The sequence below is a fragment of the Pseudomonas sp. P5_152 genome (assembly GCF_033989915.1).
GTDB lineage: Bacteria > Pseudomonadota > Gammaproteobacteria > Pseudomonadales > Pseudomonadaceae > Aquipseudomonas.
The window spans coordinates 3,576,614-3,599,162 of sequence record NZ_JASFAH010000002.1 but is presented as its reverse complement, the minus strand read 5'-3'; the positions used below and the strand labels follow the sequence as shown (position 1 = coordinate 3,599,162).

At 62.2% G+C, this 22,549-nt stretch carries 18 protein-coding genes and 1 riboswitch; of the genes, 6 read left to right on the top strand and 12 right to left on the bottom strand.

Annotated features, from left to right (window positions below):
* Window positions 1–60 precede the first annotated feature (60 nt).
* Window positions 61–1,950, bottom strand: a complete 1,890-nt coding sequence (gene thiC / locus QMK50_RS16260) for a phosphomethylpyrimidine synthase ThiC (protein ID WP_095169617.1) — start codon at window positions 1,948–1,950, stop codon at window positions 61–63.
* A 148-nt stretch (window positions 1,951–2,098) separates the two neighbouring features.
* Window positions 2,099–2,204, bottom strand: a riboswitch (TPP riboswitch).
* A 195-nt stretch (window positions 2,205–2,399) separates the two neighbouring features.
* On the opposite strand from thiC, the gene QMK50_RS16255 reads away from it, so the two are divergent.
* Entirely contained in the window at window positions 2,400–3,833 is a 1,434-nt protein-coding gene (locus tag QMK50_RS16255; RefSeq protein WP_320333496.1) for a TolC family outer membrane protein, read from the top strand.
* Window positions 3,834–3,955: 122 nt separating this feature from the next.
* Here the strand turns inward: QMK50_RS16255 and waaA are convergent, their stop codons facing one another.
* On the bottom strand, window positions 3,956–5,233 hold the full coding sequence (waaA, locus tag QMK50_RS16250) for a lipid IV(A) 3-deoxy-D-manno-octulosonic acid transferase (RefSeq protein ID WP_320333495.1): 1,278 nt from the start codon (window positions 5,231–5,233) through the stop codon (window positions 3,956–3,958).
* A gap of 23 nt (window positions 5,234–5,256) precedes the next feature.
* Window positions 5,257–6,147, bottom strand: coding sequence for a LysR family transcriptional regulator (locus QMK50_RS16245; protein WP_095169633.1), 891 nt, complete (start codon window positions 6,145–6,147; stop codon window positions 5,257–5,259).
* A 103-nt stretch (window positions 6,148–6,250) separates the two neighbouring features.
* Here QMK50_RS16245 and QMK50_RS16240 point away from each other — a divergent pair, with 103 nt between their 5' ends.
* The 4 genes from QMK50_RS16240 to QMK50_RS16225 all read left to right on the top strand — a co-directional run bounded on the left by QMK50_RS16240 (window position 6,251) and on the right by QMK50_RS16225 (window position 9,653).
* Window positions 6,251–6,583 carry a DMT family transporter gene (locus tag QMK50_RS16240; protein WP_015093202.1) on the top strand — a complete coding sequence of 111 codons (333 nt, stop codon included), beginning with the start codon at window positions 6,251–6,253 and terminating at the stop codon, window positions 6,581–6,583.
* Window positions 6,584–6,659: 76 nt separating this feature from the next.
* Window positions 6,660–7,835: an NAD(P)/FAD-dependent oxidoreductase gene (locus QMK50_RS16235; protein ID WP_320333494.1), complete on the top strand. Its 1,176-nt coding sequence runs from the start codon at window positions 6,660–6,662 to the stop codon at window positions 7,833–7,835.
* A complete protein-coding gene (locus QMK50_RS16230; protein WP_320333493.1) occupies window positions 7,832–8,644 on the top strand; it encodes an aldo/keto reductase in 813 nt (270 codons plus the stop codon). Before QMK50_RS16235 ends, QMK50_RS16230 begins: the two co-directional genes overlap by 4 nt.
* 43 nt (window positions 8,645–8,687) lie before the next feature.
* Window positions 8,688–9,653, top strand: coding sequence for a metal ABC transporter ATPase (locus tag QMK50_RS16225; RefSeq protein ID WP_095169622.1), 966 nt, complete (start codon window positions 8,688–8,690; stop codon window positions 9,651–9,653).
* Window positions 9,654–9,697: 44 nt separating this feature from the next.
* Here QMK50_RS16225 and hldE read toward each other — a convergent pair whose 3' ends face one another.
* The 3 genes from hldE to QMK50_RS16210 all read right to left on the bottom strand — a co-directional run bounded on the left by hldE (window position 9,698) and on the right by QMK50_RS16210 (window position 14,282).
* A complete protein-coding gene (hldE, locus tag QMK50_RS16220) occupies window positions 9,698–11,122 on the bottom strand; it encodes a bifunctional D-glycero-beta-D-manno-heptose-7-phosphate kinase/D-glycero-beta-D-manno-heptose 1-phosphate adenylyltransferase HldE (protein WP_095169623.1) in 1,425 nt (474 codons plus the stop codon).
* A gap of 163 nt (window positions 11,123–11,285) precedes the next feature.
* A complete protein-coding gene (gene msbA, locus QMK50_RS16215) occupies window positions 11,286–13,094 on the bottom strand; it encodes a lipid A export permease/ATP-binding protein MsbA (RefSeq protein ID WP_095169624.1) in 1,809 nt (602 codons plus the stop codon).
* A 15-nt stretch (window positions 13,095–13,109) separates the two neighbouring features.
* Entirely contained in the window at window positions 13,110–14,282 is a 1,173-nt protein-coding gene (locus QMK50_RS16210) for an O-antigen ligase family protein (RefSeq protein ID WP_159993378.1), read from the bottom strand.
* 109 nt (window positions 14,283–14,391) lie between these two features.
* On the opposite strand from QMK50_RS16210, the gene QMK50_RS16205 reads away from it, so the two are divergent.
* Window positions 14,392–14,997: a toluene tolerance protein gene (locus tag QMK50_RS16205; RefSeq protein WP_095169626.1), complete on the top strand. Its 606-nt coding sequence runs from the start codon at window positions 14,392–14,394 to the stop codon at window positions 14,995–14,997.
* Here the strand turns inward: QMK50_RS16205 and QMK50_RS16200 are convergent.
* From QMK50_RS16200 to QMK50_RS16175, 6 genes are all read right to left on the bottom strand, one after another.
* Window positions 14,983–16,086, bottom strand: a complete 1,104-nt coding sequence (locus QMK50_RS16200; protein WP_320333492.1) for a glycosyltransferase — start codon at window positions 16,084–16,086, stop codon at window positions 14,983–14,985. The genes QMK50_RS16205 and QMK50_RS16200 overlap by 15 nt on opposite strands.
* A 109-nt stretch (window positions 16,087–16,195) precedes the next feature.
* On the bottom strand, window positions 16,196–17,152 hold the full coding sequence (locus QMK50_RS16195) for a glycosyltransferase (protein WP_320333491.1): 957 nt from the start codon (window positions 17,150–17,152) through the stop codon (window positions 16,196–16,198).
* Window positions 17,153–17,237: 85 nt separating this feature from the next.
* Entirely contained in the window at window positions 17,238–18,641 is a 1,404-nt protein-coding gene (locus tag QMK50_RS16190; protein WP_320333490.1) for a PIG-L deacetylase family protein, read from the bottom strand.
* Between the two features lie 8 nt (window positions 18,642–18,649).
* A complete protein-coding gene (locus QMK50_RS16185) occupies window positions 18,650–19,546 on the bottom strand; it encodes an antimicrobial resistance protein Mig-14 (RefSeq protein WP_320333489.1) in 897 nt (298 codons plus the stop codon).
* Window positions 19,546–20,676 carry a glycosyltransferase gene (locus tag QMK50_RS16180; protein ID WP_320333488.1) on the bottom strand — a complete coding sequence of 377 codons (1,131 nt, stop codon included), beginning with the start codon at window positions 20,674–20,676 and terminating at the stop codon, window positions 19,546–19,548. The genes QMK50_RS16185 and QMK50_RS16180 overlap by 1 nt, the downstream gene beginning before the upstream one ends.
* On the bottom strand, window positions 20,660–22,417 hold the full coding sequence (locus QMK50_RS16175) for a carbamoyltransferase (RefSeq protein ID WP_095169632.1): 1,758 nt from the start codon (window positions 22,415–22,417) through the stop codon (window positions 20,660–20,662). The genes QMK50_RS16180 and QMK50_RS16175 overlap by 17 nt, the downstream gene beginning before the upstream one ends.
* Between the last annotated feature and the right edge of the window lie 132 nt (window positions 22,418–22,549).

Below are 22,549 nucleotides of genomic sequence, written 5' to 3'. Positions count from 1 at the left end.
CCTGTGGGAGCGGGCTTGCCCGCGATGGGGCCCTCTCAGGCCCCGACCCTTCGGGTCAGATCAAACCTTCTTGTACAGCTGGCTGCCTTCCTGCTTGAAGCGCTCGGCCTGTTCGGCCAGGCCTTGGGCGACGTCCACGTCCACCGCTTCGATCCGTTGGTTGGCCGCATACTCGCGGACTTCCTGGGTGATCTTCATCGAGCAGAATTTCGGCCCGCACATCGAGCAGAAATGCGCGACCTTGGCCGAGTCCTTCGGCAGGGTTTCATCGTGGTACGAGCGGGCGGTGTCCGGGTCCAGGCCGAGGTTGAACTGGTCTTCCCAGCGGAACTCGAACCGTGCTTTGCTCAAGGCGTTGTCGCGGATCTGCGCGCCCGGATGGCCCTTCGCAAGGTCGGCGGCGTGGGCGGCGATCTTGTAGGTGATGATCCCGGTCTTCACGTCATCCTTGTTCGGCAGGCCCAGGTGCTCCTTGGGCGTGACGTAGCAGAGCATGGCGCAACCGAACCAGCCGATCATTGCGGCACCGATGCCCGAGGTGATGTGGTCGTAACCCGGGGCGATGTCGGTGGTCAGCGGGCCGAGGGTGTAGAACGGCGCCTCGTCGCAGCACTCCAGCTGCTTGTCCATGTTCTCCTTGATCAACTGCATCGGCACGTGGCCCGGGCCTTCGATCATGCACTGCACGTCGTGTTTCCAGGCGATCTTGGTCAGCTCGCCGAGGGTTTCCAGCTCACCGAATTGTGCAGCGTCGTTGGCGTCGGCAATCGAGCCCGGACGCAGGCCATCGCCCAGCGAGAAGCTGACGTCGTAGGCCTTCATGATTTCGCAGATGTCTTCGAAATGGGTGTAGAGGAAGTTTTCCTTGTGATGCGCCAGGCACCACTTGGCCATGATCGAACCACCACGGGAAACAATGCCGGTCACGCGCTTGGCGGTCAGCGGCACATAGCGCAGCAACACGCCGGCGTGGATGGTGAAGTAGTCGACGCCCTGCTCGGCCTGCTCGATCAACGTGTCGCGGAACAGCTCCCAGGTCAGGTCTTCGGCGGCGCCGCCGACTTTTTCCAGGGCCTGGTAGATCGGCACGGTGCCGATTGGGACTGGCGAGTTGCGGATGATCCACTCACGGGTTTCGTGAATGTGCTTGCCGGTGGACAGGTCCATGACCGTGTCCGAACCCCAGCGAATGCCCCAGGTCAGTTTCGCCACTTCTTCTTCGATGGACGATCCCAGGGCACTGTTGCCGATGTTGCCGTTGATCTTCACCAGGAAGTTACGGCCGATGATCATCGGTTCCAGTTCGGTGTGGTTGATGTTGGCCGGGATGATCGCGCGACCGCGGGCGATTTCCTCGCGCACGAATTCGGGGGTGATGATTTTCGGCACGCTGGCGCCGAAGCTGTGGCCGGCGTGTTGCTGGTCCAGCAGGCCGGCCGCGCGGGCCACTTCCAGCTTCATGTTTTCGCGGATGGCGACGTATTCCATCTCGGCGGTGATGATGCCTTGGCGCGCGTAGTGCATCTGGCTGACGTTGGCCCCAGCCTTGGCGCGGCGCGGGTTGTTGACGTGGGCGAACCGCAGCTTGGTCAGCTCGGCATCGGCCAGGCGTTCCTGGCCGAAGTTGGAACTCAGGCCTGGCAGGCGCTCGGTGTCGCCACGGGCTTCGATCCACGGCGAGCGCACGTCGGCGAGGCCTTTGCGCACGTCGATGATGACGTTCGGGTCGGTATAGGGGCCGGAGGTGTCGTAGACCACGACAGGCGCATTGATTTCACCGCCGAAGTCGGTCGGGGTGACGTCCAGGCTGATTTCGCGCATCGGCACCAGGATGTCCGGGCGCGTGCCCTGGACATAAATCTTTTGCGAGCGGGTAAAGGGCTGCACCGATTGTTGATCGACCTTGGCCGATTCACTCAGGTGGGTCGCATTTTTTAGTTTTGTGGTCATCACGGGCTCTCCAGACAGCATCCAGGCAGTGGATTGTCGGAGCAGAACCTGAAAGGCACGGAGGCACCAGGACTGGTGCTGTGCATCATCTCGCGAAGCGTTCGATTGTCGAACAATATCCCGGACGAAGCACAAGAGGACTCGCCGGGTGACGAGAAATCTTGTTCCCTACGCAGGCGCTAACCTGATCAGGTTCAACGGGATCCGAAATTATTCGATCTCAGCCTCATAGCAAGGCACCCCGACAAGAACCCGGCCAGTCTAGACATAACCACCCAAGAACGCCAACCCCGGATTAAACAGCGTGATGAATGGCGTAATTGCAGGATTGTTGCCCCAGGTCACCACAACTACACTCGCTACGCCATGCCACGCCTTGACGCTGACGGGCCCGCGCCGTAGCTTGGCGCTCTATTTCTTGTCGCATTTTCAATTCTAGGGATCGCCTCATGCTGCGCAAACTCTCACTGGCTCTCGCCGTGTCTTGTGCGTCCAATGGAATGGCCTGGGCAGCAGACACGCCCCTGTCGACCAAGACCGACCTGGTCAGCGTCTACCAGGAGGCAGTCGACAACAACGCCGACCTCGCGGCGGCCCGTGCCCAATATGGCGCGCAAAAGGAAGTCGTGCCCCAGTCGCGCGCCGGCCTGCTGCCGAACCTCTCCGGTGGTGCGGAAATCGCCAACGTGCGTACCGACATCGACTCCCCGGCGGCCATTGCCAACCGCAACGCGCATTTCTACCAGGCAACCCTGGCCCAGCCGCTGTTCCGCGCCGACCGCTGGTTCCAGTTCCAGGCCGCCAAGGATGTCAACGAACAAGCCGCGTTGCAGCTCTCGGCCACCGAGCAGGACCTGATCCTGCAGACCGCCCAGACCTACTTCAACGTGCTGCGCACCCAGGACAACCTGGCCTCGACCAAAGCCGAAGAAGCCGCCTTCAAGCGCCAGCTGGACCAGTCCAACGAGCGCTTCGACGTCGGCCTCTCGGACAAGACCGACGTGCTGCAGTCGCAAGCCAGCTATGACACTGCCCGCGCCAACCGGATCCTCGCCCAGCAACAGGTGGATGACGCGTTCGAGGCCCTGATCACCCTGACCAACCGGCAGTACAACTCAATCCAGGGCATCGTCCATACCTTGCCGATCCTGCCGCCGGCGCCCAACGACGCCAAGGCCTGGGTCGACACCGCAGCCCAGCAGAACCTCAACCTGCTGGCCAGCAACTACGCGGTCAGCGCGGCCGAAGAGACTCTCAAGCAACGCAAGGCCGGGCACGCCCCGACCGTCGATGCCGTGGCGCAGTACAAGAAGGGTGACAACGACGCCTTCGGCTTCAGCAACCCTAGTGCCTTTGGCCAGCCCTACAGTGGTGACGTGACCCAGACCACCGTCGGCCTGCAGCTGAATATTCCGATCTACAGCGGTGGCCTGATCAACTCCCAGGTCCGCGAGTCGTATGCACGCCTGGACCAGAGCGAGCAACAACGTGAATCGCTGCGCCGCCAGGTGGTGGAGAACACCCGCAACCTGCACCGCGCGGTGAACAGCGATGTCGAGCAGGTGCAAGCGCGCCGCCAGTCGATCATCTCCAACCAGAGCGCGGTGGAGGCCACTGAAATCGGTTATCAGGTGGGGACCCGCAATATCGTCGACGTGCTCGATGCCCAGCGCCAGCTGTACACCTCGGTGCGCAACTACAACAACAGCCGCTACGACTACATCCTCGACAACCTGCGCCTGAAACAGGCGGCCGGCACCCTGAGCCCGGGCGACCTGCAAGACCTCAAGCGCTACCTCAAGGCCGACTACAACCCGGACAAGGACTTCCTGCCACCGGACCTGGCCAAGGCTGCGGCCGAGCAGTTGAAAGCCCGACCTTGAGCTGACACTCAAACCCTTGTAGGAGCGAGCTTGCTCGCGATAGCGGTAGATCAGTCAACACTGGTCTTCAATGTGCAGCTGCCATCGCGAGCAGGCTCGCTCCCACAGGTTGTGTGAATTGATCAACCCTTGAGCAACCGCCCCAACCCATCCAGCAACCGCTGCAACGCGCCCTGGTTGGCGCGCATCACGGTCAATCCCGCTTCGGCCATTTGCTGCGCATCGCGCGGCAGTTCGAACAGGCGCTGCACCGCCACCGCCAGCCCGTGGGCGTCCTCCACCTCTTGCAGGGCCTTGGCATTGCGCATCAACGCCGCGATCTCGAGGAAGTTGAACAGGTGCGGGCCACTGAGTACCGGCTTGGCCAATGCCGCCGGCTCCAGCAGGTTATGCCCGCCGTTCGGCACCAGGCTGCCGCCGACAAACGCACTGTCCGCCAGGGCATAGAGAAACAACAGTTCGCCCATGGTGTCGCCGAGCAGCACCGCGGTATCGGCGTCGACCGCCGCGCCGCTGGAGCGCCGGACCGTGTTGAAACCCTGCTGCTGGCACAGCTCGAACACCGAGTTGAAGCGTTCCGGGTGACGCGGCACCAGAATCAGCAACGCGTCCGGGTGGCTGGCGAGCAACTGCCGATGAGCCGCCAGCACTACCTCGTCCTCACCCTCATGGGTGCTCGCGGCGATCCACACCGGTCGCTGGCTCGCCTGCCATTGCTCACGCAGATCGCTGGCGCGTTGCAGCAAGGTCGGGTCGATGCTCAGGTCGAACTTGATCGAACCCGTTACCTCGACCGTTTCCGCCCGCGCCCCTAGCGCCCGGAAGCGTTCGGCTTCGGCTTTGGTCTGCACGGCGAACAGGCTCATTTCAGCGAGCATCGGCTGCGTCAGTTGGCGAAAACGCCCGTAGCCCTTGGCCGAGCGTTCGGAGAGCCGGGCGTTGGCCAGCGCCACGGGAATCGCGCGCTTGGCGCATTGGTGAATATGGTTGGGCCACAACTCGGTTTCCATGATCACCGCCAGCTTGGGCTGGACCCGGTCGAGAAAACGCGCGGCGGCACAAGGCAAGTCGTACGGCAGGTAGCAGTGCTGGATCCGCGGTTGATTGGCGAACAACGCCTGGATTCGCTCCGAGCCGGTCGGCGTCATGCAGGTGACGGTAATCGGCAGCTGTGGATAACGCTCCAGCAGCGCACGAATCATCGGCGCCGCGGCGATGCTCTCGCCCACCGACACCGCGTGCACCCAGATCCCGCCGGGCGCCATCGGTGGCAGGCCGATGGAAAATCGCTCGCCGATACGCTTGGCGTAGGCCGGCGCCTTGCGCGAGCGCAGCCACAGTCGAATCGCCACCAATGGCAGCCCCAGGTAAAACAATGCGGTATAGAGGGTTCTGTTCATGGGGCCGGAGTTTATCGACTTTTTCAGCCAATCGCCTGCAACTGCACGGCAAAACGTTCGGCCAGCCACCGCGCCGCCGGCCCCAGCGTCTCATCGCGGCGCCAGACCAGCTCCACCACCAGCGCCGGCGGCGTCCACTCGCTGAGCAGTTCGACCATCTGCCCCTGATAGGCGGGGTACTGCACCACGTGCCGGGGCAACCAACCCCAGCCCAGGCCACGCATCAGCCATTCCGCCAGCACGTAGAAACTGTCGGCGCGCCAGACCTGAGGACTGGCCTGTTCACTGCCGGGGTAGACACTCGAATGGGTGGCCATCAACAGTTGCCGATGCTGGGCCATTTGCTGGCAATTGACCTGGCCGCCCGCCGCCAGCGGATGCCCCACGCCACACACGGTGACCATCTCGACACTGCCCAACACCCGCCGCTCCAGCGCTTCAGGGATCTGCTCGTGATAAAACAGCAGGCCCAGGTCGGCCTGACGCTGGACCAGCTTGCGCGCGACATCGCCCTGGGCGGCACTGGCCAGTTGCACCTCCAGGCTGGGGAATTGCTCAGCCAGCGCCTCCAGGCTGTCGAGCACCGGCTGATAGGGCATCGCCTCGTCCTGGGCCAGGCGCAGGCGCGCCTCCTGGCCACGCATCAAGGCCTGCGCCCGGCCGTTGAGGCGCTCGCACTGGCGCAACACTTCCCGCGCCTCTTCCAGCAAGGCGCTGCCGGCCTCGGTCAGCCGTGGCTGGCGGCCGCTGCTACGCTCGAACAGGCTGACACCCAGGTCCGCCTCCAGCAGTGCAATCGAACTGCTGACAGCCGACTGCGCCTTGCGCTGGTCGCGGGCCACGGCAGAAAACGAGCGCTGCTCGGCGACGCTGACGAACAACTGCATCTGCTCCAGGTTCCACTGAATACTCATGCTGTAACCCATCTTCAAATCAGATAGGTAATGACTTTACCGCATCTAAGGAATCACTAGAATGCCGACCTCAGAAAGCAACACTTCATACGAGGATTGACCCATGACCGCTTACTACTACCTGGCCATCGCCATCTGTGCCGAAGTGATTGCCACTGTTTCGATGAAAGCGGTCAAAGGCTTCAGCACGCCCCTGCCACTGGTGCTGGTGATCGTCGGCTATGGCATCGCCTTCTGGATGTTGACCCTGGTGGTGCGCAGCGTTCCCGTCGGCGTGGCGTATGCAGTGTGGGCCGGCATGGGCATCGTGATGGTCAGCGTCGCCGCGCTGTTCATCTACGGGCAGAAGCTCGATGTTCCGGCCATGCTGGGCATGGCGCTGATCGTGCTCGGGGTGGTGGTGATCCAGCTGTTCTCGAAAACCGCCGGGCACTGACCCACGGCAGCCGCTACATAGCGCTCGGCATGAATCTGTATACTGCGCCCCTAGTCTTGAACACTGAGGTCGCCGCATGCCATCCGTTATTTCCACCGACGTACTGATTGTCGGCGCTGGGGTTGCCGGGCTCTGGCTGAATGCACGCCTGCGCCGCCAGGGGTTTGCCACCGTGCTGGTGGAAAGCGCCAGCCTCGGCGGTGGGCAGAGCGTCAAATCCCAGGGAATCATCCATGGCGGCGCCAAGTACGCGCTGCATGGCGCCCTGACAGGCGCCTCGGAAGCCATCGCCGACATGCCGCGGCGCTGGCGCGAGGCCCTGGCCGGTGACGGCGAGCTGGACCTGTCCGGCGTGCGCCTGCTCTCCGAAGCCCATTACCTGTGGTCCCCCGGCACCCTGGCCGGCAACCTCACGAGTTTCTTCGCCAGCAAGGCCGTGCGTGGACGGGTCGACCAGGTCAAGGGCGAGCAATTGCCGCCAGCCCTGCAAGACAAACGCTTCAAGGGCAAGGTCTATCGCCTGGCCGAGTTGGTTGTCGATGTCCCCAGCCTGATCAGCCGCCTGGCGCAACTGGCCGGTGATGGCCTGCTGGCTGCACAGCAGATCGAACCGTTGCTGGAAGACGGTCAGTTGGTCGGCCTGCGGGTCGACGAGCGGGAGATCCGCGCGCAACGCATCGTCCTCAGCGCCGGCGCCGGCAATGCCGACCTGCTCGCCGCCCTGGGCCTCAGCCAGCCGGCCATGCAATGCCGGCCGCTGCACATGATCCTGGTCAAGGGCCCGAGCCTCAAGCCGCTGTACGCCCATTGCCTGGGCGGCGGGCCAAAACCGCGCATCACCGTCACCACCCATCCGGCGGCCGATGGCCAATGGGTCTGGTACCTGGGCGGTGATATTGCGGAAGCCGAAGGTGTAGCACGCGAACCCGCTGCGCAAATCGCCGCCGCGCAAAAAGAACTCGGGCAACTGCTGCCCTGGATCGACCTCAGCCAGGCGCAGTGGGCAACCTTGCGCGTCGATCGCGCCGAACCGCAGCAGTCGGGCCTGAGCCGTCCCGACAACGCCTTCCTCGCCGAGCAGGACCGCCTGCTGGTGGGCTGGCCAACCAAGCTGGCATTGGCCCCGGACTTTGCTGACCGGGTGATTGCCGCCCTGCAGCGCGACGGTATCCAGCCGAGCCACCCGGCGCCCTTGCCCGACCTGCCGAAACCACCCATGGCGGTACCGGCCTGGGAGCAACTGCTGCCATGAGCCAGGCCACTCTGCACGATTTGCACCGCCCGCTGGGCAGCACCGGCCTGCAGGTTTCGCCACTGGGCCTGGGCACCGTCAAGCTGGGTCGCGATCAAGGGGTGAAGTACCCCAACGGTTTCCAGATCCCGGACGACGACGAAGCGCGCATGCTGCTCAAGCTGACTCGCGACCTGGGCATCAACCTGATCGACACCGCCCCCGCCTATGGCCGCAGCGAAGAACGCCTCGGCCCGCTGCTGCGTGGCCAGCGCGAAGACTGGGTGATTGTCAGCAAGGTCGGTGAAGAGTTCGCCGACGGCCAGTCGCACCACGATTTCAGTGCCGCCCATACCCGTTTCTCGATCGAGCGCAGCCTGCAACGTCTGGAAACGGATTTTATTGACCTGGTGCTGGTGCACTCGGACGGCAACGACCTGGCGATCCTCAACGACAGTGAGGTCTACCAGACCCTCGCCGCGCTCAAGGCCGAGGGCAAGATTCGCGGTTTCGGCTTCTCCGGAAAAACCGTCGAAGGCGGCCTGAAGGCTCTGGAACAGGGCGATTGCGCCATGGTCACGTACAATCTCAACGAACAGGCCGAGCGGCCGGTGATCGACTACGCTGCTGCACACGGCAAAGCGATCCTGGTCAAAAAAGCCCTGGCCAGCGGTCACGTGTGCCTGAGTCCGGGGGTGGACCCGGTACGTGCCAGCTTCGAGTTGTTGTTTGCCCAACCCGGGGTTGCCAGTGCTATTGTCGGGACCATCAATCCGCTGCACCTCGCCCACAATGTGGCGACCGTTGCTCAAGTCCTAGCCAGTCGTTGAACCGCCGCCGAGGCGGCCGACCCCGACGCAAGAAGGAGCCGACATGCCGCGCACGCTCATAAGAAAGAACCCCAGCAACTTCAAGACCCTGCCGTTATACGTCGAAGCGACTCCCGAAGGCCTGAGCTACCAGAGCGTCGGGATGCCGCTCAACTTCTCCCAGACCCTGCAACGTCGACGCCCGGTCACGGTGGCCAATGCCGAACACTTTGCCCTGGAACTGGCCAACCTCGGCGTGTCAGTGCGCCTGACCCTGCATTGGCAGAATCGCGACTATTGGGTGTTGGTGCGCCAACGCCGCCAGGACCGTGGCGATGTGGTACTCAAGCTGATTTCCGGTTACGTTCCGGCCCACGAGCTGAATCTGCCGCTGCACACGGCGATTCAGGAGATCGCCGAAGAATGCCTGCTGGAAACCCCGGAAGGCTGGCTCGGCGGTCGGTTCAACGACACCTGGCTGCCAGCGCCCTATGCCACCGCCCTGCATTACCGCGAAGCCATGCCGTTTCGCCTGACCCCGGAGTCGGGCGCGGCACGCCCGGTGCGCTGCGCCAACCTGCAATTGATCGAGCGCCCACGGGCCTACGTGCACCTGCCCACGGCGTCGCTGCAACTGATTTACGATTTGCGCCTGGATGTGCCCAAGGAAGCCAAATCCCTGAGCCTGTTCCATGTCGACGAGCGCCTGGAAGGCGATCAACTGGTCGCCCGCCTGGATCGCAAGCGCCCGGACCTGTACCTGATGCCCCTCAAGGACGGTCAGCCGCTGCCCGAGCTCTACACCCTGAAAAAGGATCAGTTGTACCCGGCGAGCACGCGCGGTCTGTACCTGGCCGAGAGTTTTGCCCGGCAGGAAGGCTGGCTGGTACGCGATGAACGAATCAAATGGAAGGACTGGCTCAAGCAACAAGGCTTGAGCCAGCCAGGCAAGCCGTCAGGCTTGAGCCGCCTGACCGGCAAGGCCAGGCAACTGCTGAAGAAAATCGTGCCGCGCAAGGCGACCCGCTAAACGCGGGCGGTGGCGAGGGAGCAAGCCCTCGCACCGGCTCAGCCTTACTCGGTCTTGCGGATCTTCTCGACGATCGCGGTCGTCGAGCTGTTTTCCACCAGCCCCAACACCTTCACCGTGCCGCCATAGGCGCTGACGATATCGGCACCGACCACCTGGTCGATCCCGTAGTCGCCACCCTTGACCAGCACGTCCGGCTTGACTTGGGTCAGCAGGTTTTCCGGGGTGCCTTCAGGGAAGCTGATCACCCAGTCCACTGCGCCCAGGCCCGCCAGTACGGCCATCCGCCGATCAACGCTGTTGATCGGTCGGCCAGGGCCTTTCAAGCGGCTCACCGAAGCGTCGTCGTTGACCGCGACGATCAAGCGATCGCCCTGGGCCCGCGCCTGCTCCAGGTAGGTCACGTGACCGGCATGGAGAATATCGAAGCAACCGTTGGTAAAGACGATCGACTCGTTGTGCGCACGCGCATCGTCGACGGCCAGCAACAGTTGCTCGAGCCCCAGTACGCCGCGCTCCGAGCCTTCTTCACGCTGAATCGCCCGACGCAATTCCGGAGCACTGATGGCCGCCGTACCCAGCTTGCCGACCACAATGCCCGCCGCCAGATTGGCCAGTGCCACTGCGTGGGGTAGTTCTTCGCCAGCCGCGATCGCCGCCGCCAGGGTCGAAATCACCGTATCGCCGGCACCCGTCACGTCGAATACCTCGCGGGCACGCGCCGGTAGGTGCAGCGCCGGATGATCGGGACGCAACAAGGTCATGCCGTGCTCGCCACGGGTCACCAGCAACGCGCCGAGATCCAGGTCGTGCATCAGCTTGGCACCCTTGCTCACCAGGTCGTGCTCATCGACGCAACCGCCGACGATGGTTTCGAACTCGCTGAGGTTAGGGGTGATCAGGCTGGCGCCGCGATAGATCGAGAAGTCCTTGCCCTTGGGGTCGGCCAGCACCGGAATGCCACGGGCACGAGCCGCCTGGATCAGCACCTGATGGTTCTTCAAGGCGCCCTTGCCGTAGTCGGACAGCACCAGCACCTTGATGCCTTCGAGCAGATTATCGACCTCGGCGCCGAGCGCCAGGGCGTCGGTGGCGAAGGGTTCCTCGAAATCGATACGCAGCAGTTGCTGGTGACGACTCATGACCCGCAGCTTGACGATGGTCGGCTGGTGGGCGATGCGCTGGAACAACGCCCGCACGCCAGCGCCCTTGAGGCTGTTGGTCAGGCTGTCGGCAGCTTCGTCGTCACCGGTCACGCCGACCAGGGACGCTGGCGCGCCGAGCGCAGCAATGTTCAACGCAACGTTAGCGGCACCGCCCGGGCGGTCTTCGATTTGCTCGACCTTGACCACCGGCACCGGTGCCTCAGGAGAAATCCGTGAGGTACCACCATGCCAATAACGGTCGAGCATGACATCGCCGACCACCAAGACAGGGGCTTGATCGAATCGCGGCATGGACAACTTCATGGTGCAACCCACATACAAAATGAACAGGGGCGCGATATTAGCACAGGGTGAACGCTGGCTAGTTCGAGAGCTTCATCGGCTGTGATGCAGACTGTGAAATTGTTTATTTTTTAAACAATTCAGACAAATAGAGGGGTGAGCCAGGCTCACCCCTCTGTCGTTATCAGGCAATACCGGCCGGAGTCGGCTCATCCAGACCCATGGCGTGCAGGCGCGAATAGTACCCGCCCTGGGCCAGCAACTGGGTGTGGGTACCGCGTTCAACGATTTCGCCGTGATCCATGACCAGGATCAGGTCGGCTTTCTCGATGGTCGACAACCGGTGGGCAATCACCAGAGTGGTGCGGCCCTTCATGACTTTATCCAGGGCTGCCTGAATATGGCGCTCGGACTCGGTATCGAGGGCGGAAGTCGCCTCATCGAGGATCAGCAATGGCGCGTTCTTCAACAGGGCGCGGGCAATGGCCAGGCGCTGGCGCTGACCACCTGACAGCAGCACGCCGTTTTCCCCGACCTCAGTGTCCAGGCCCTGCGGCAACTGGGAAATGAAGTCCATGGCATAGGCGTCTTCAGCGGCCTTCTCGATGTCCTCGCGAGGCGCGCCGGCCAGGTCGCCATAGGCAATGTTGTTGGCGACCGTATCGTTGAACAAGGTCACATGCTGAGTGACCTGGGACACGTGCTTGCGCAGGTTACGCAGGCGATAGTCTTCGATCTCGACCTCATCGAGCAGGATCTTGCCGCTTTCGTGATGGTAGAAACGTGGAATCAGGCTAGCCAGTGTCGATTTGCCGCTGCCCGAACGCCCCACCAGCGCGATCATCTGCCCGGGGGCTGCGCTGAAGCTGATGTTTTTCAATACTTCCCGATCGGTACCCGGGTAGGTGAAGCTCAGGTTGTGCACATCCAGGCGACCGCTGATGCGCTCGCGCTCGACTGTGCCGCTGTCGACTTCCGGCTCGACGTCCAGTTGCTCGAAGATGCTTTCAGCACCGGCGACACCCTTCTGGATGGTCGAGCTGACTTCAGACAGCTGGCGGATTGGCTTGGGCAACAAACCGGCAGCGGTGATGTAGGCCACCAGATCACCGGCGGTGGCATCACCGCGCAGGAACAGCACCAGGAACATCAGCGAGGCCATGGCGGTATAGATCACCAACTGCAGCGCCGGGGTGTAGATGGCGCTGGTGCGGGTCATGCGCAGCTGCTTGTCAGTATTGCTTTGGCTGGCCCGGGCAAAACGCTGCTCTTCGTAGCTTTCGCCACCGAAGCTGCGGACCACGCGATAGCCTTGAATGGTTTCGGAAGCGACATGGGTCACGTCCCCCATGGCCACCTGGATTTTTTTGCTCTGCTTGCGGAATTTCTTGCTGGTGTTGCCGACCATGAAGGAAATGATCGGCAGGATCGCCAGCATCACCAGGGTCAGTTTCCAGTTCATCCACAACAGGTAGGCAAACAGGAAAATCACTGTCAGGCCTTCACGAATCACCACCTTGATGGCGTCGGTCGCCGCCCCGGTGACCATGGTCACGTTGAAGGTAATGCGGGAAATCAGATGCCCGGAGTTATGGGTATCAAAATAGCGGTTAGGCAATACCAGCAGCTTGTTGAACAGCTCCACCCGCAGGTCATGCACCAACCCCAGGGAAACCTTGGCCAGGTAGTAGTTACTCAGGAACGAACCCAGTCCCTGCCACGCCGCGATCAGAATGATCAGCAGGGGCACGGCCACCAGCAACTGCAGGTCCTGAAGGAACGGCACATTGGGGAAGAGCACGGCTTCGGGGTTGCTCAAGCCATCGACGAAGTACTTGAGAATCCCGGCCAGCATCGGTTGAGTGGAGGCAAATATCACAAAGCCCAGGATACTCAACAGGAAAATGCCTACGTAGGGTTTTACATACCCCAGCAGTCGAAAATAGATTTTCAGGCTTGAATCCTGTTCCGCATTGGGCGGTGCTGCACTCATCGTAGAGCTCACTTCTTAGGTAGAACGCGGAATTTTATCACAGGCTTGGAACTTGGCCTGTGTCCATACCAAAACGCTGGCCAGGCCCACCGGCAACCAACTGATGAACCACTCGGCACGCGGGGTGCCACTGATGCTCGCCGCATCGAATTGCATGGCCAGGAACGAGAACATCCAGATCCCGATGATGCCACGGCCGTACACCGTATCACGTGCCCGCCACGCCTCGCGCAGCACGGCAAACCAGACCACGCACCAGAGCAGCAGCCCGGGCAGCCCCAATTCGATGGTGATATGGGTAAACAGGTTGTGGGCGTGATCGAACTCATGGCCTTCGGTAAACACCGAGTAGGCCGAACCCAGGCCCAGGCCACGCCACGGGTGCTGGGCAATCATGTCCAGGCTGGCCATCAGGATTTGCGGGCGGAATGAGGCGCCCCTGGCCATCACCAAAGGCTCCAGCAGCCAGAATGCGAACATCGCCATCGTCAGTGCGCCGACGGCGATCAGACGGCTGTGGCGGTCGCGGCTCCAGATCGGCATGCTGACGAACGTCAGCAACAGCGCCAATGCCGCCCCCCGGCTCTGGGACAGCACGACAAACCCGCACAGGAATGCCAGCGCCACCACCCAGACCGCCTGTTTCCAGCGCTCCTGCGGGATCCAGTGCGCCAGCCAGACAGCTGCCAGGCCCAGCACATAACCCCCCAGGATCGGATGAGCCAACTGGCCCAGGCCAACCAGGCGCGCGGTCCACAGGTTATCGTCGACCAGGTAGAACTTGATGGCCGCCAGCACCGCCGTCAAGGCCAGCCCCAGGCCGCCCCACTGCATGATGCGAATCACCCGCTCGGGGCGGGTATTGGCAAGTACCGGGAAAAACAGCAGGAAGACGATGACGTACAGCGCGCGCTTGGCACCGCGCGAAGGTTCGGGATCCTGGGTCCAGAGCAGGGTCAGCAACGCCCAGGCTCCCAGCGCCAGGACCGCCAGGCACAGCACCCGCTGCGCTTGCCACAACTCAGCCAGTCGAGCCCGTGCCGACCAGGCCAGAAACAGGGTCGGCAACCAGAGAAACGCGACCAACCCTTGCTGGTAAATCTTGTTGGTTGGAGCGAACGCGATAGCGAGCAAAAACCATAGAAGACCTGTCGCCATCCAAACCTGCGCCCAACGCGTTTCCTGCATCTACCCGCTCCCGCTGAAAAATCCAAGTGCCAACACGGCATGGTTAAAACAACAACTTTTCGGCATCATTGATCGCACATACGCCCCATTTTTCTACAAGGCTTCCTACATGCAATGCTTCCGGCTTCCACACGCCGCTTTAACTCAAATGGTTGAAGGCGCCAGAGTACTAGAAGCCGACAGCTTCGGCCCGAAAGTATTCCTTTTGCCGGACGGCAACATTCTCAAGCTGTTCCGGCGCAAGCGACTGCTCTCGTCGGCCCTGTTTCGCCCGTACTCGAAACGCTTTATCGAGAACGCCGCCCAGCTCGAAAAACTCGGCATCCCGACCCTGCAGACGCTGAAATTCCATCAACTGGAAACGCCCGGCATGACGGCAGTCCTCTACCGCCCCTTGCCTGGCGAAACCTTGCGCCAGATTGCAGCCAAGGCAGGTTTCGACTGGCAACAGGCCTTGCCCGCATTGACCCTGTTCATTCGCCAGCTGCACAGCGCCGGGGTGTACTTCCGCTCGCTGCACCTGGGCAACATCGTGGTGACGCCCGACAATCAGTATGGCCTGATTGATGTCGCCGACATGCGCTTCACCCGCGGGCCGCTGCCACCGCATCTAGTCAAGCGCAACCTGCAACACTTCGCGCGCTATATTGAGCGCGAGAAGCTGAACGAGAGCTTTCCAATGCACACTCTCGAGCAATCCCTACTGCCGGCATGACAACAGGGTCCGGGCTGCCTGGCTGAATTCCAGCCACCCGCGGTCCGGGCACAGTACCGCCGATTGAGCCTGGGCAATCTGCTCGGGAGCGACGCTGAACGTCTTGATCAGCGCCTCGCTCCAGGCTTGAGTGTCTTCTGTCGCGGCGTACCACCCCGCCTCTGCCAACTGCTCGCGGAACACCGCAAGCTCGCTGCTCAACACCGGCACACCGGCCAGTACTGCCTCCTGCAGAATCAGGCCCAGGCCTTCTTCCAGCGACGGGATCGCCACCCAGTCGAATGCTCGATACAGCCTTGCCACATCGTCCAGGTGCCCAGGCAGCGAGACACTCCCCTGCAGGCCGAGCTGGTTGATCCGCTCCTGCAGGGCGGCGCGTGCATGACCTTCACCGACAATCACCAGGTGCAGGCGCGGACGCTCGATCAGCGCCATGGCAAACGCCTCAATCAAGCAGGCAAACCCCTTGTTACCCACCAGACGCCCCACTGCGCCCACCACCGGAGTGTCATCGGTGGGCAGGTGCAGACGGGTTCGGGCCTGTTCGCGAGACAGCAGGCGGGAGCGAAAGTCGGCGGGGTCAAGCGCACTGCGCAACGTGACGACCGGCAAATGCAGAGCGCTGGCCAATGACTCAGCGAGGGTTTGGGAAACCGCCGCCAGGGTCAACCGGGAGGAATCGAACCCCGCCAACAACTGACGATCGGCGGCCCTGATCCGGGTTTCCCCGTGAAACAGCACCACCGCACGCAGCGACGACAGTTTTTCCAGGACCGGCAACAAGGCGCGAGCAGTGCCCAAGCCATCGAGCAACACCACTTGTGTATCCGTGTCCTTGAGGGCGCGGTGGAAGTGCGCGCGCATCCTGCTCTGCAGCAGTTTCCAGACGTGTTTGCCCTTGAGCCGGCTGGAGGACAAGTGCCATTCCCGGGTTTGCCCGATATCGGCGGCACAGCCTTGCTTATCGCCGCACAGCAGCCAGGTATTGACCGTGATGGTCGGATCCACCTGGCTCAGAATCTGCCGATGAACCTTGTGGATGGAGGCAAAAGCTGAGCCACCGGACCACATGACATTGAGGATACTCATCGAGCGGGGCACCCTTTTCCACATCGGCTTGAGGCACTGTTGGACCCCAACAGTGCCTGGTCATTGCCAGTTATAGTTTCAAATGCTCTCAAACGCTTGGAATACCCGGTCAAATACCCAACTTCAGGCGAATTCGTTCGACCAGGCTCAAGGCCGCGCGCGGTCTTAGCGGGGGCTGGAGCTCTTCGACGATCCGCTGGCCGACCCGCGCAAAACTGAACTGGCTGACGGCCAGGTCCCGGCCATTGCGGGCAATGCTGGCTGCCAGCCCAGGATCGGCACGCAGCAGCGCAAGCTTTTCCTGCAACTGTGCAATGTCACGATAGAACACGATGTTGTGCATGTCCTGCAGGCCCAGCGCGCGGCTCTCGGCCTCGCCCTGGTCGAAGGCCAGGAGCACGCAGCCGCAGGCCATGGCTTCGAAATTCTTGATCATGAACTCGCCCATGCCGACATCGGCACTGACGAAAAAGCGGATCCGGTTGAGCGTATCGCGATACTCGTCACCGGACTTGGTGCGAGTCACCACCAGCGGTTCGACACTGGCCAACTCGTCGAGCAATGCCTTGCGCCCACTGTAGGCAACGCTGTTGGTACTGCCGACGAAGGCCAGCTCGATATCGCGCTCCCGGCCCTGATCCTGCAACAGGCTCTGGTCATAGCCCTTGGGCACGAACACCGCGTCGAAGCCCTCCTGGCGCAAGCGCTCGGCGACCACGAAGCCGGAACTGATGACCCGTGCCCACGGCAGGCGGCGGTAGTGCGCACTGAACTTGCCGGTGTATTTGCAAGGAATGTAGTTCTGGTAGGCGTCGTGCTCGAGGATCACCAGGTTGGGGATGGTGCGGATAAAACTCGCCTGGCGGATTTCCTGCTTGAACCGCAGGAAAAACACGATGCGCTCATAACGCGTCACATCCACTTCACGACGGAAGTAGCGGCGCAGGTTGCGCTGCTCGTCACTGCTGAGCCACCGCAGGTCGCATTCGCAATGATCGGCCACGCCTTCATACAAGCGGTCGAGAATCGCCCGCTGTTCTTTCTGCACCAGAAATAGAACCTTCATCGTTTTCCTTGCAGTGCAAGCCAGCCCAAAAAAAGTGCAGAGATTAACCCACGATCTCAGTAGAAAGATGTCCCGCAATACATAATTACAAACGCCAGAACAGCTCGTGGCGACGCACTGCCTTGCGGAAAAACTCATTTTCGCCATAGGGCGAACCCCGACGCCCTGCCAGCCAGCGCTGCAAGCCACGGCGCAAGCGCCGCTTGAAGGGTGCGCGGGGCTGCAGGTCATGCATCATGCCCAGCGCCATGGCCTTGTCCCGCTGCTGTTCGAGCGACAGGCTCAGGCAATACGGCTGCAGCACCTGCGACCCGTCGAACACCGGCGGCAAGGCAATCCCGGCACCGGAGTCGCCCATGGGCCAGCGATCGTTGTCGTGCAGGTGATTAGCGTAGCCGAGCAGTACCGAGGGTTGCCACTCAAGCCCCTGCAACGCCTCCAGCACCGCTTGCTGGGCACAGATGTGGTCAGGGTGGGGATCGAGCCAGCTGTGGGGCAGCACGATCACCTCAGGGCGCGCCTTGAGCAGGACTTCGCGCAGATCGGCCAGCAGATTGTTCCAGGTCGGCAGGCCGTCGAGGTCGCCCGGCAAGGTAAACGGGTTGAACCGGCGGAAGGCGCGGATATCGCCCAGTTCGGCCTCGCGGGAAGCCACCGGCTGTTGCGGTGCCGCCTGCATGGCAGGCAACTGCAGGCAGAAATACCCCAACTGCACGCAGTGCGCCTCTGGCACACCGGCCCAACGGGGCACCGTAATACTGTCCCAGGCGCGCAGACGGCCCTTGAGCCGCGATGCCTGGACCTTGTCCAGGCCCATCGCCTGATAATGTTCGGCTTCGATTTCACCGGCCGTCAGGGTAACGATCCAGGTCTCGGCAGCCTGGCTGTACAGGCCGAATGCGGCGAGTTCGGCATCATCGGCATGGGGCGCAATCACCATGACCCGCTGCTGGCGGTAGTCCGGTTGTTCGATCGACCACAGCAGCGGCTCCCCGGCCAGCCGGCAGAAATGCCCACGCAAGCGCAACTGACCGGCAGACAGAACCTGCGCCTGGCCACTGAGGTTGAGGTAACGCAGGCCGCTGACCCCGCGCTCGAAGACTTGCCGATCCGGCTGATCACCGCCAGCCAGCTCGACCACCGGGTCGAAAAAGCGCCCCAGCCAGGTGCTCTTGACCTGCACGGCCAAGACCAGCGTGGTGTCGTCCGCCAGGATCACGCCCTCATCCAGCAACAGCCGGTCCCCGTCCAGGCGAACCTTGGGCTGCGGGGTGTACGGCGGGAAGCTGTAGACGTAATCGTCCTTGGGCGAATAGAACAAATGGTCGGCGAACCAGGCCTCGTGGGCGACCCAGGCCAGCACCGCCAGCACCAGCGGCACCCACCAGGCCAGCAGCACGCCGATGCCGACCAACAGCACCAGAGTGATCAACAGGCCGATGCGTTTGTTGCGTCGATGACGCTTGAGCAGTTGCTGCTTGCGACTCATGGGCTGGCTCATACAGTGAAGACGGGCACGGGATTGCACCAACGGTCCTTGTATTCACGATCTGCGCGACCAAACGAAAAGCGCAACGGCTTGTCGACTGCCCGCGCCTGCTCCCAGGCACTTTGTGTGTTGAGAAAGCTCAGCACGCTACCGGGGCTGAACTCACGGGTCTCGGGGTCGACCCCGCCATTGATGTACTCGACGCTGATCCACTGCGGCGCTTGCACCCGGTACACCAGCTGGATCGCAATCGGCGCATCGTTGAGGAAGATCACCGAACCGATCAACAACTCGCGCAGCAACTCCAGCACCTCGCTCATGCGCGCCGCACCCGTGGCTGGGAAACCCCAGCGGCGCTGGAACAGATCGCAGTAGATAGCGGCCAGTTCGCTGCTGGAAAACTCGCTGACCGGCCGCACCACGCCGCCCGCCTCTTCCAGCAAGCGCAGTTCACGGCGCTGGTTGTAGCGAAATTTCTTCGACAGTTCTTCGGGTGTGCGTGCCATCGCCAATTGCTCGGCTTGCAGCCTGAGGCCGGTGAAACGACCTTCATTGAGCGCCGACAAGTAGCGGGCACGATGGCGTAGCACGGCCTGGGCATCGGGGGTGGCCGGCAGAATCAACTCGGCATTGCCGAGGTCAAACAGACCTTTCTTACCATGACGCTTGAGCACATCCTTGGACAAGGCCAGGTCGCGGCCCCAGGTCGGGATCGCCGCCTGCAGCTCGCCGCCCTGCTCCCAGGCCAGGTAACGTACGGGAATACCGGCCAGGTCAGCCAGGCGCTCGACCACCAGCGGGTGAGTCGCGACGCTGCCCCCCCAACGTTGCCAGGCGTCGCTATAGGTCGACGCGTCGACAACGGACCAGCCGCGTTCGCGCCAGCCTTGGAATCGGTTGAGCATCAAGCCCTCGTCGTCAGATCAATGACAGGCGGCAGACGCCAGAACGCCTCGCGTACCGCGCGATCGGAAAATTGCTGGCGCAGGCGCTCAAGCATCAGCTCGGCGCACAACTGGCGCTCCCGCTGGTCCATCCGGGCCAGGTGTTGCAGCCCTTGCGCCAGGTGTTCGGCGTCGCCCAGAGGAAACAGGATTCCGACGCCTTCGACCACTTCCTTGGCCCCGCCACACGCCGTGGCCAACAACGGCACGCCGGCCGCCATGGCTTCGAGTAGCACCATGCCAAAAGGTTCATGGTCGGAGCTCAAGGCAAACACATCAAAAGCGCGGAAGTAGCGACGCGCTTCAGGCACTTGGCCGAGGAACAACACGCGATCGCCGATCCCCAGTTCGCGGGCCAGTTCCTTGAGGTCCTGCTCCAGGCGGCCGGTGCCGAGAATCGCCAGTTGGCTATCGACCGGCAAGCCTGGCAAAGCCTGGGCAAAGCCGTGGAGCAGCGTGGCCTGGTCCTTGTCCGGGTGCAGGCGGCCAACGTTGCCGACCACCCAGGCATCCGACGACAGGCCCAACTCTTCCCGCGCCTGGGCGAAGGACAGCTGGCTGGCCTGCAAGGCGTCGACATCGATACGGTTGTAGAGCGTTTGAATGCGTGCTGCCGGCCATTTCGGCAGGCAGCGGCGCATGTCGTCGCGCACCGCGTCAGAGACCCCGAGCAGGCTCAGACGCTTGCGGAAAATCTGCGCAAACAGCTTGCGCGTGCGCCGCTGGTAGTCACCAAAGGCGTGGTGCACGCCAATCACCGGCAGCGCCGTGGCGAGCAAGGCGATGTAGATCGGCTTGAACCGGTGGGCAATACAGAAACTGAACTGGCGCGACTGGGCGATCTTGCGCAGATCGGCAATCGCGCCCAGCTTCAGGCCACGAATGGCCTTGGAGCTGTATTCCATGAACAGCACTTCGTCAGACGCGCAGCCGGCTGCGACTTCGGCATCGGCCACCCCGGTGAGGAACACCGTGGTCACACGATAACCGGAGCCCGCAAACAGGCTGGCGTACTGCCGGGCGCAGTCCAGGAACGGCCCGTCATAGCCGTGACAGAACTGCAGGACATGGCGCTCAGCCGAGCGTGTCATAAGCGTCCGCGCCGTCTTTGACCACGAGAATGTCTTCCATGATCAAATACTGTAGATCGGAACCGAAGAACATGTTCAGCGCGTCGGTCGGCGAGCAGATCATCGGTTCGCCACGACGGTTGAGCGAGGTATTGAGCGACACACCGTTGCCGGTCAGCACTTCCAGGGCTTTCATCATGTCGTAGTAGCGTGGGTTGTACTCACGCTTGAGCACCTGGGCTCGGGAGGTGCCGTCTTCATGGACGACTTCCGGCACGCGGGTCTTCCACTCTTCAGCCACTTCGAAGGTGAAGGTCATGAAGGGGGCCGGGTGATCAATCTTGATCATCTGCGGCGCCACGGTGTCGAGCATCGACGGGCAGAAAGGCCTCCAGCGCTCGCGGAACTTGATCTGGTGGTTGATCCGGTCAGCCACGCCAACGGCGCTCGGGCAACCGATGATCGAACGACCACCAAGGGCACGCGGACCGAACTCCATGCGCCCTTGGAACCAGGCTACCGGGTTGCCATCGACCATGATCTTGGCGATGTTTTCCGGCATGTTCTCAAGCTTGCGCCAAGCAGGCTTGCTCGGGTGACGGGCACACGCGGCGATCACGTCTTCGTTGCTGTACGAGGGGCCGAGGTAGACGTGTTCCATCTTCTCGACCGGTACGCCACGGGCGTGGGACACATAGGCAGCAGCGCCAACTGCGGTACCGGCATCGCCGGATGCAGGCTGCACAAACAGCTCTTTGACGTCGTCGCGGGCGATGATTTTCTGGTTCAGCTTGACGTTCAACGCACAGCCACCGGCGTACGCCAGCTTGCCGGTTTCCTTGAGCACATCGCCCAGGTAGTGGTCGATCATCTGCAGCGAAATTTTTTCGAACAGCGCTTGAATGCTGGCGGCGTAGTGGATGTAAGGCTCGTCGGCGATGTCACCTTCGCGCTTGGGACCCAGCCACTCGATCAGCTTCGGCGAGAAGTAGTAACCCTTGCCCTTCTCTTTATAACGACGCAGGCCGATGACGTTGGCGTAGTCGGTGTTGATCACCAACTCGCCGTTTTCGAACGAAGCCAGGCGCGAGAAATCGTATTTGCTGGCGTCACCGTACGGCGCCATGCCCATGACCTTGAACTCACCGTCGAGCATGTCGAAGCCGAGAAACTCGGTGATCGCGCCATACAGGCCGCCGAGGGAGTCCGGATCGAAGAATTCCTTGATCTTGTGAATCTTGCCGTTTTCGCCGTAACCGAAGAAGGTCGTGGCGTACTCGCCCTTGCCGTCGATACCCAGGATCGCGGTTTTCTCTTTGAAACCGGAGCAGTGATAAGCGCTGGAGGCGTGGGCCAAGTGGTGCTCGACCGGCTCGATCTTGATTTTCTTCGGATCGAAGCCCAGTTGCTCCAGGCACCAGACGATCTTGTTGCGATAGCGCTTGTAGCGACGGTTACCCATCAGGATCGCGTCAAGTGCGCGATCCGGGGCGTACCAGTAACGCTTGGCGTACTGCCAACGGGCCTTGCCGAAGAGGCTGATCGGGGCGAACGGGATCGCGACTACGTCAACGTCTGAAGGTTTGATACCGGCCTGTTCCAAGCAGAACTTCGCCGATTCGTAAGGCATGCGGTTCTTTGCATGTTTATCGCGTACGAAGCGCTCTTCTTCAGCAGCCGCGACCAGCTTGCCGTCGATGTACAGCGCTGCGGAAGGATCATGGCTAAGGGCGCCGGACAGGCCAAGAATCGTCAATGCCACAGGGGTCTAGCCTCTTTAGTCTGCATGCAGGCGACGTGCGCCTGGAAATAATGTGTCCCCGCACCAAGGCGAGAAACAGCTAAAGGGCGAGATTATAGCGTAAAGATGACGGGCGGCGAGGACTGCGTCCTC

Excerpts from the sequence above, each read along its gene's own strand:
- QMK50_RS16245 (WP_095169633.1), bottom strand. The coding sequence starts at position 6,147 with ATGAGTATTCAGTGGAACCTGGAGCAGATGCAGTTGTTCGTCAGCGTC.
- thiC (WP_095169617.1), bottom strand. The coding sequence starts at position 1,950 with ATGACCACAAAACTAAAAAATGCGACCCACCTGAGTGAATCGGCCAAG.
- msbA (WP_095169624.1), bottom strand. The coding sequence starts at position 13,094 with ATGAGTGCAGCACCGCCCAATGCGGAACAGGATTCAAGCCTGAAAATC.
- QMK50_RS16185 (WP_320333489.1), bottom strand. The coding sequence starts at position 19,546 with ATGCTCAACCGATTCCAAGGCTGGCGCGAACGCGGCTGGTCCGTTGTC.
- QMK50_RS16210 (WP_159993378.1), bottom strand. The coding sequence starts at position 14,282 with ATGCAGGAAACGCGTTGGGCGCAGGTTTGGATGGCGACAGGTCTTCTA.
- QMK50_RS16190 (WP_320333490.1), bottom strand. The coding sequence starts at position 18,641 with ATGAGTCGCAAGCAGCAACTGCTCAAGCGTCATCGACGCAACAAACGC.
- QMK50_RS16200 (WP_320333492.1), bottom strand. The coding sequence starts at position 16,086 with ATGAGTATCCTCAATGTCATGTGGTCCGGTGGCTCAGCTTTTGCCTCC.
- hldE (WP_095169623.1), bottom strand. The coding sequence starts at position 11,122 with ATGAAGTTGTCCATGCCGCGATTCGATCAAGCCCCTGTCTTGGTGGTC.
- QMK50_RS16195 (WP_320333491.1), bottom strand. The coding sequence starts at position 17,152 with ATGAAGGTTCTATTTCTGGTGCAGAAAGAACAGCGGGCGATTCTCGAC.
- QMK50_RS16240 (WP_015093202.1), top strand. The coding sequence starts at position 6,251 with ATGACCGCTTACTACTACCTGGCCATCGCCATCTGTGCCGAAGTGATT.
- waaA (WP_320333495.1), bottom strand. The coding sequence starts at position 5,233 with ATGAACAGAACCCTCTATACCGCATTGTTTTACCTGGGGCTGCCATTG.
- QMK50_RS16205 (WP_095169626.1), top strand. The coding sequence starts at position 14,392 with ATGCAATGCTTCCGGCTTCCACACGCCGCTTTAACTCAAATGGTTGAA.
- QMK50_RS16255 (WP_320333496.1), top strand. The coding sequence starts at position 2,400 with ATGCTGCGCAAACTCTCACTGGCTCTCGCCGTGTCTTGTGCGTCCAAT.
- QMK50_RS16230 (WP_320333493.1), top strand. The coding sequence starts at position 7,832 with ATGAGCCAGGCCACTCTGCACGATTTGCACCGCCCGCTGGGCAGCACC.
- QMK50_RS16180 (WP_320333488.1), bottom strand. The coding sequence starts at position 20,676 with ATGACACGCTCGGCTGAGCGCCATGTCCTGCAGTTCTGTCACGGCTAT.
- QMK50_RS16225 (WP_095169622.1), top strand. The coding sequence starts at position 8,688 with ATGCCGCGCACGCTCATAAGAAAGAACCCCAGCAACTTCAAGACCCTG.
- QMK50_RS16235 (WP_320333494.1), top strand. The coding sequence starts at position 6,660 with ATGCCATCCGTTATTTCCACCGACGTACTGATTGTCGGCGCTGGGGTT.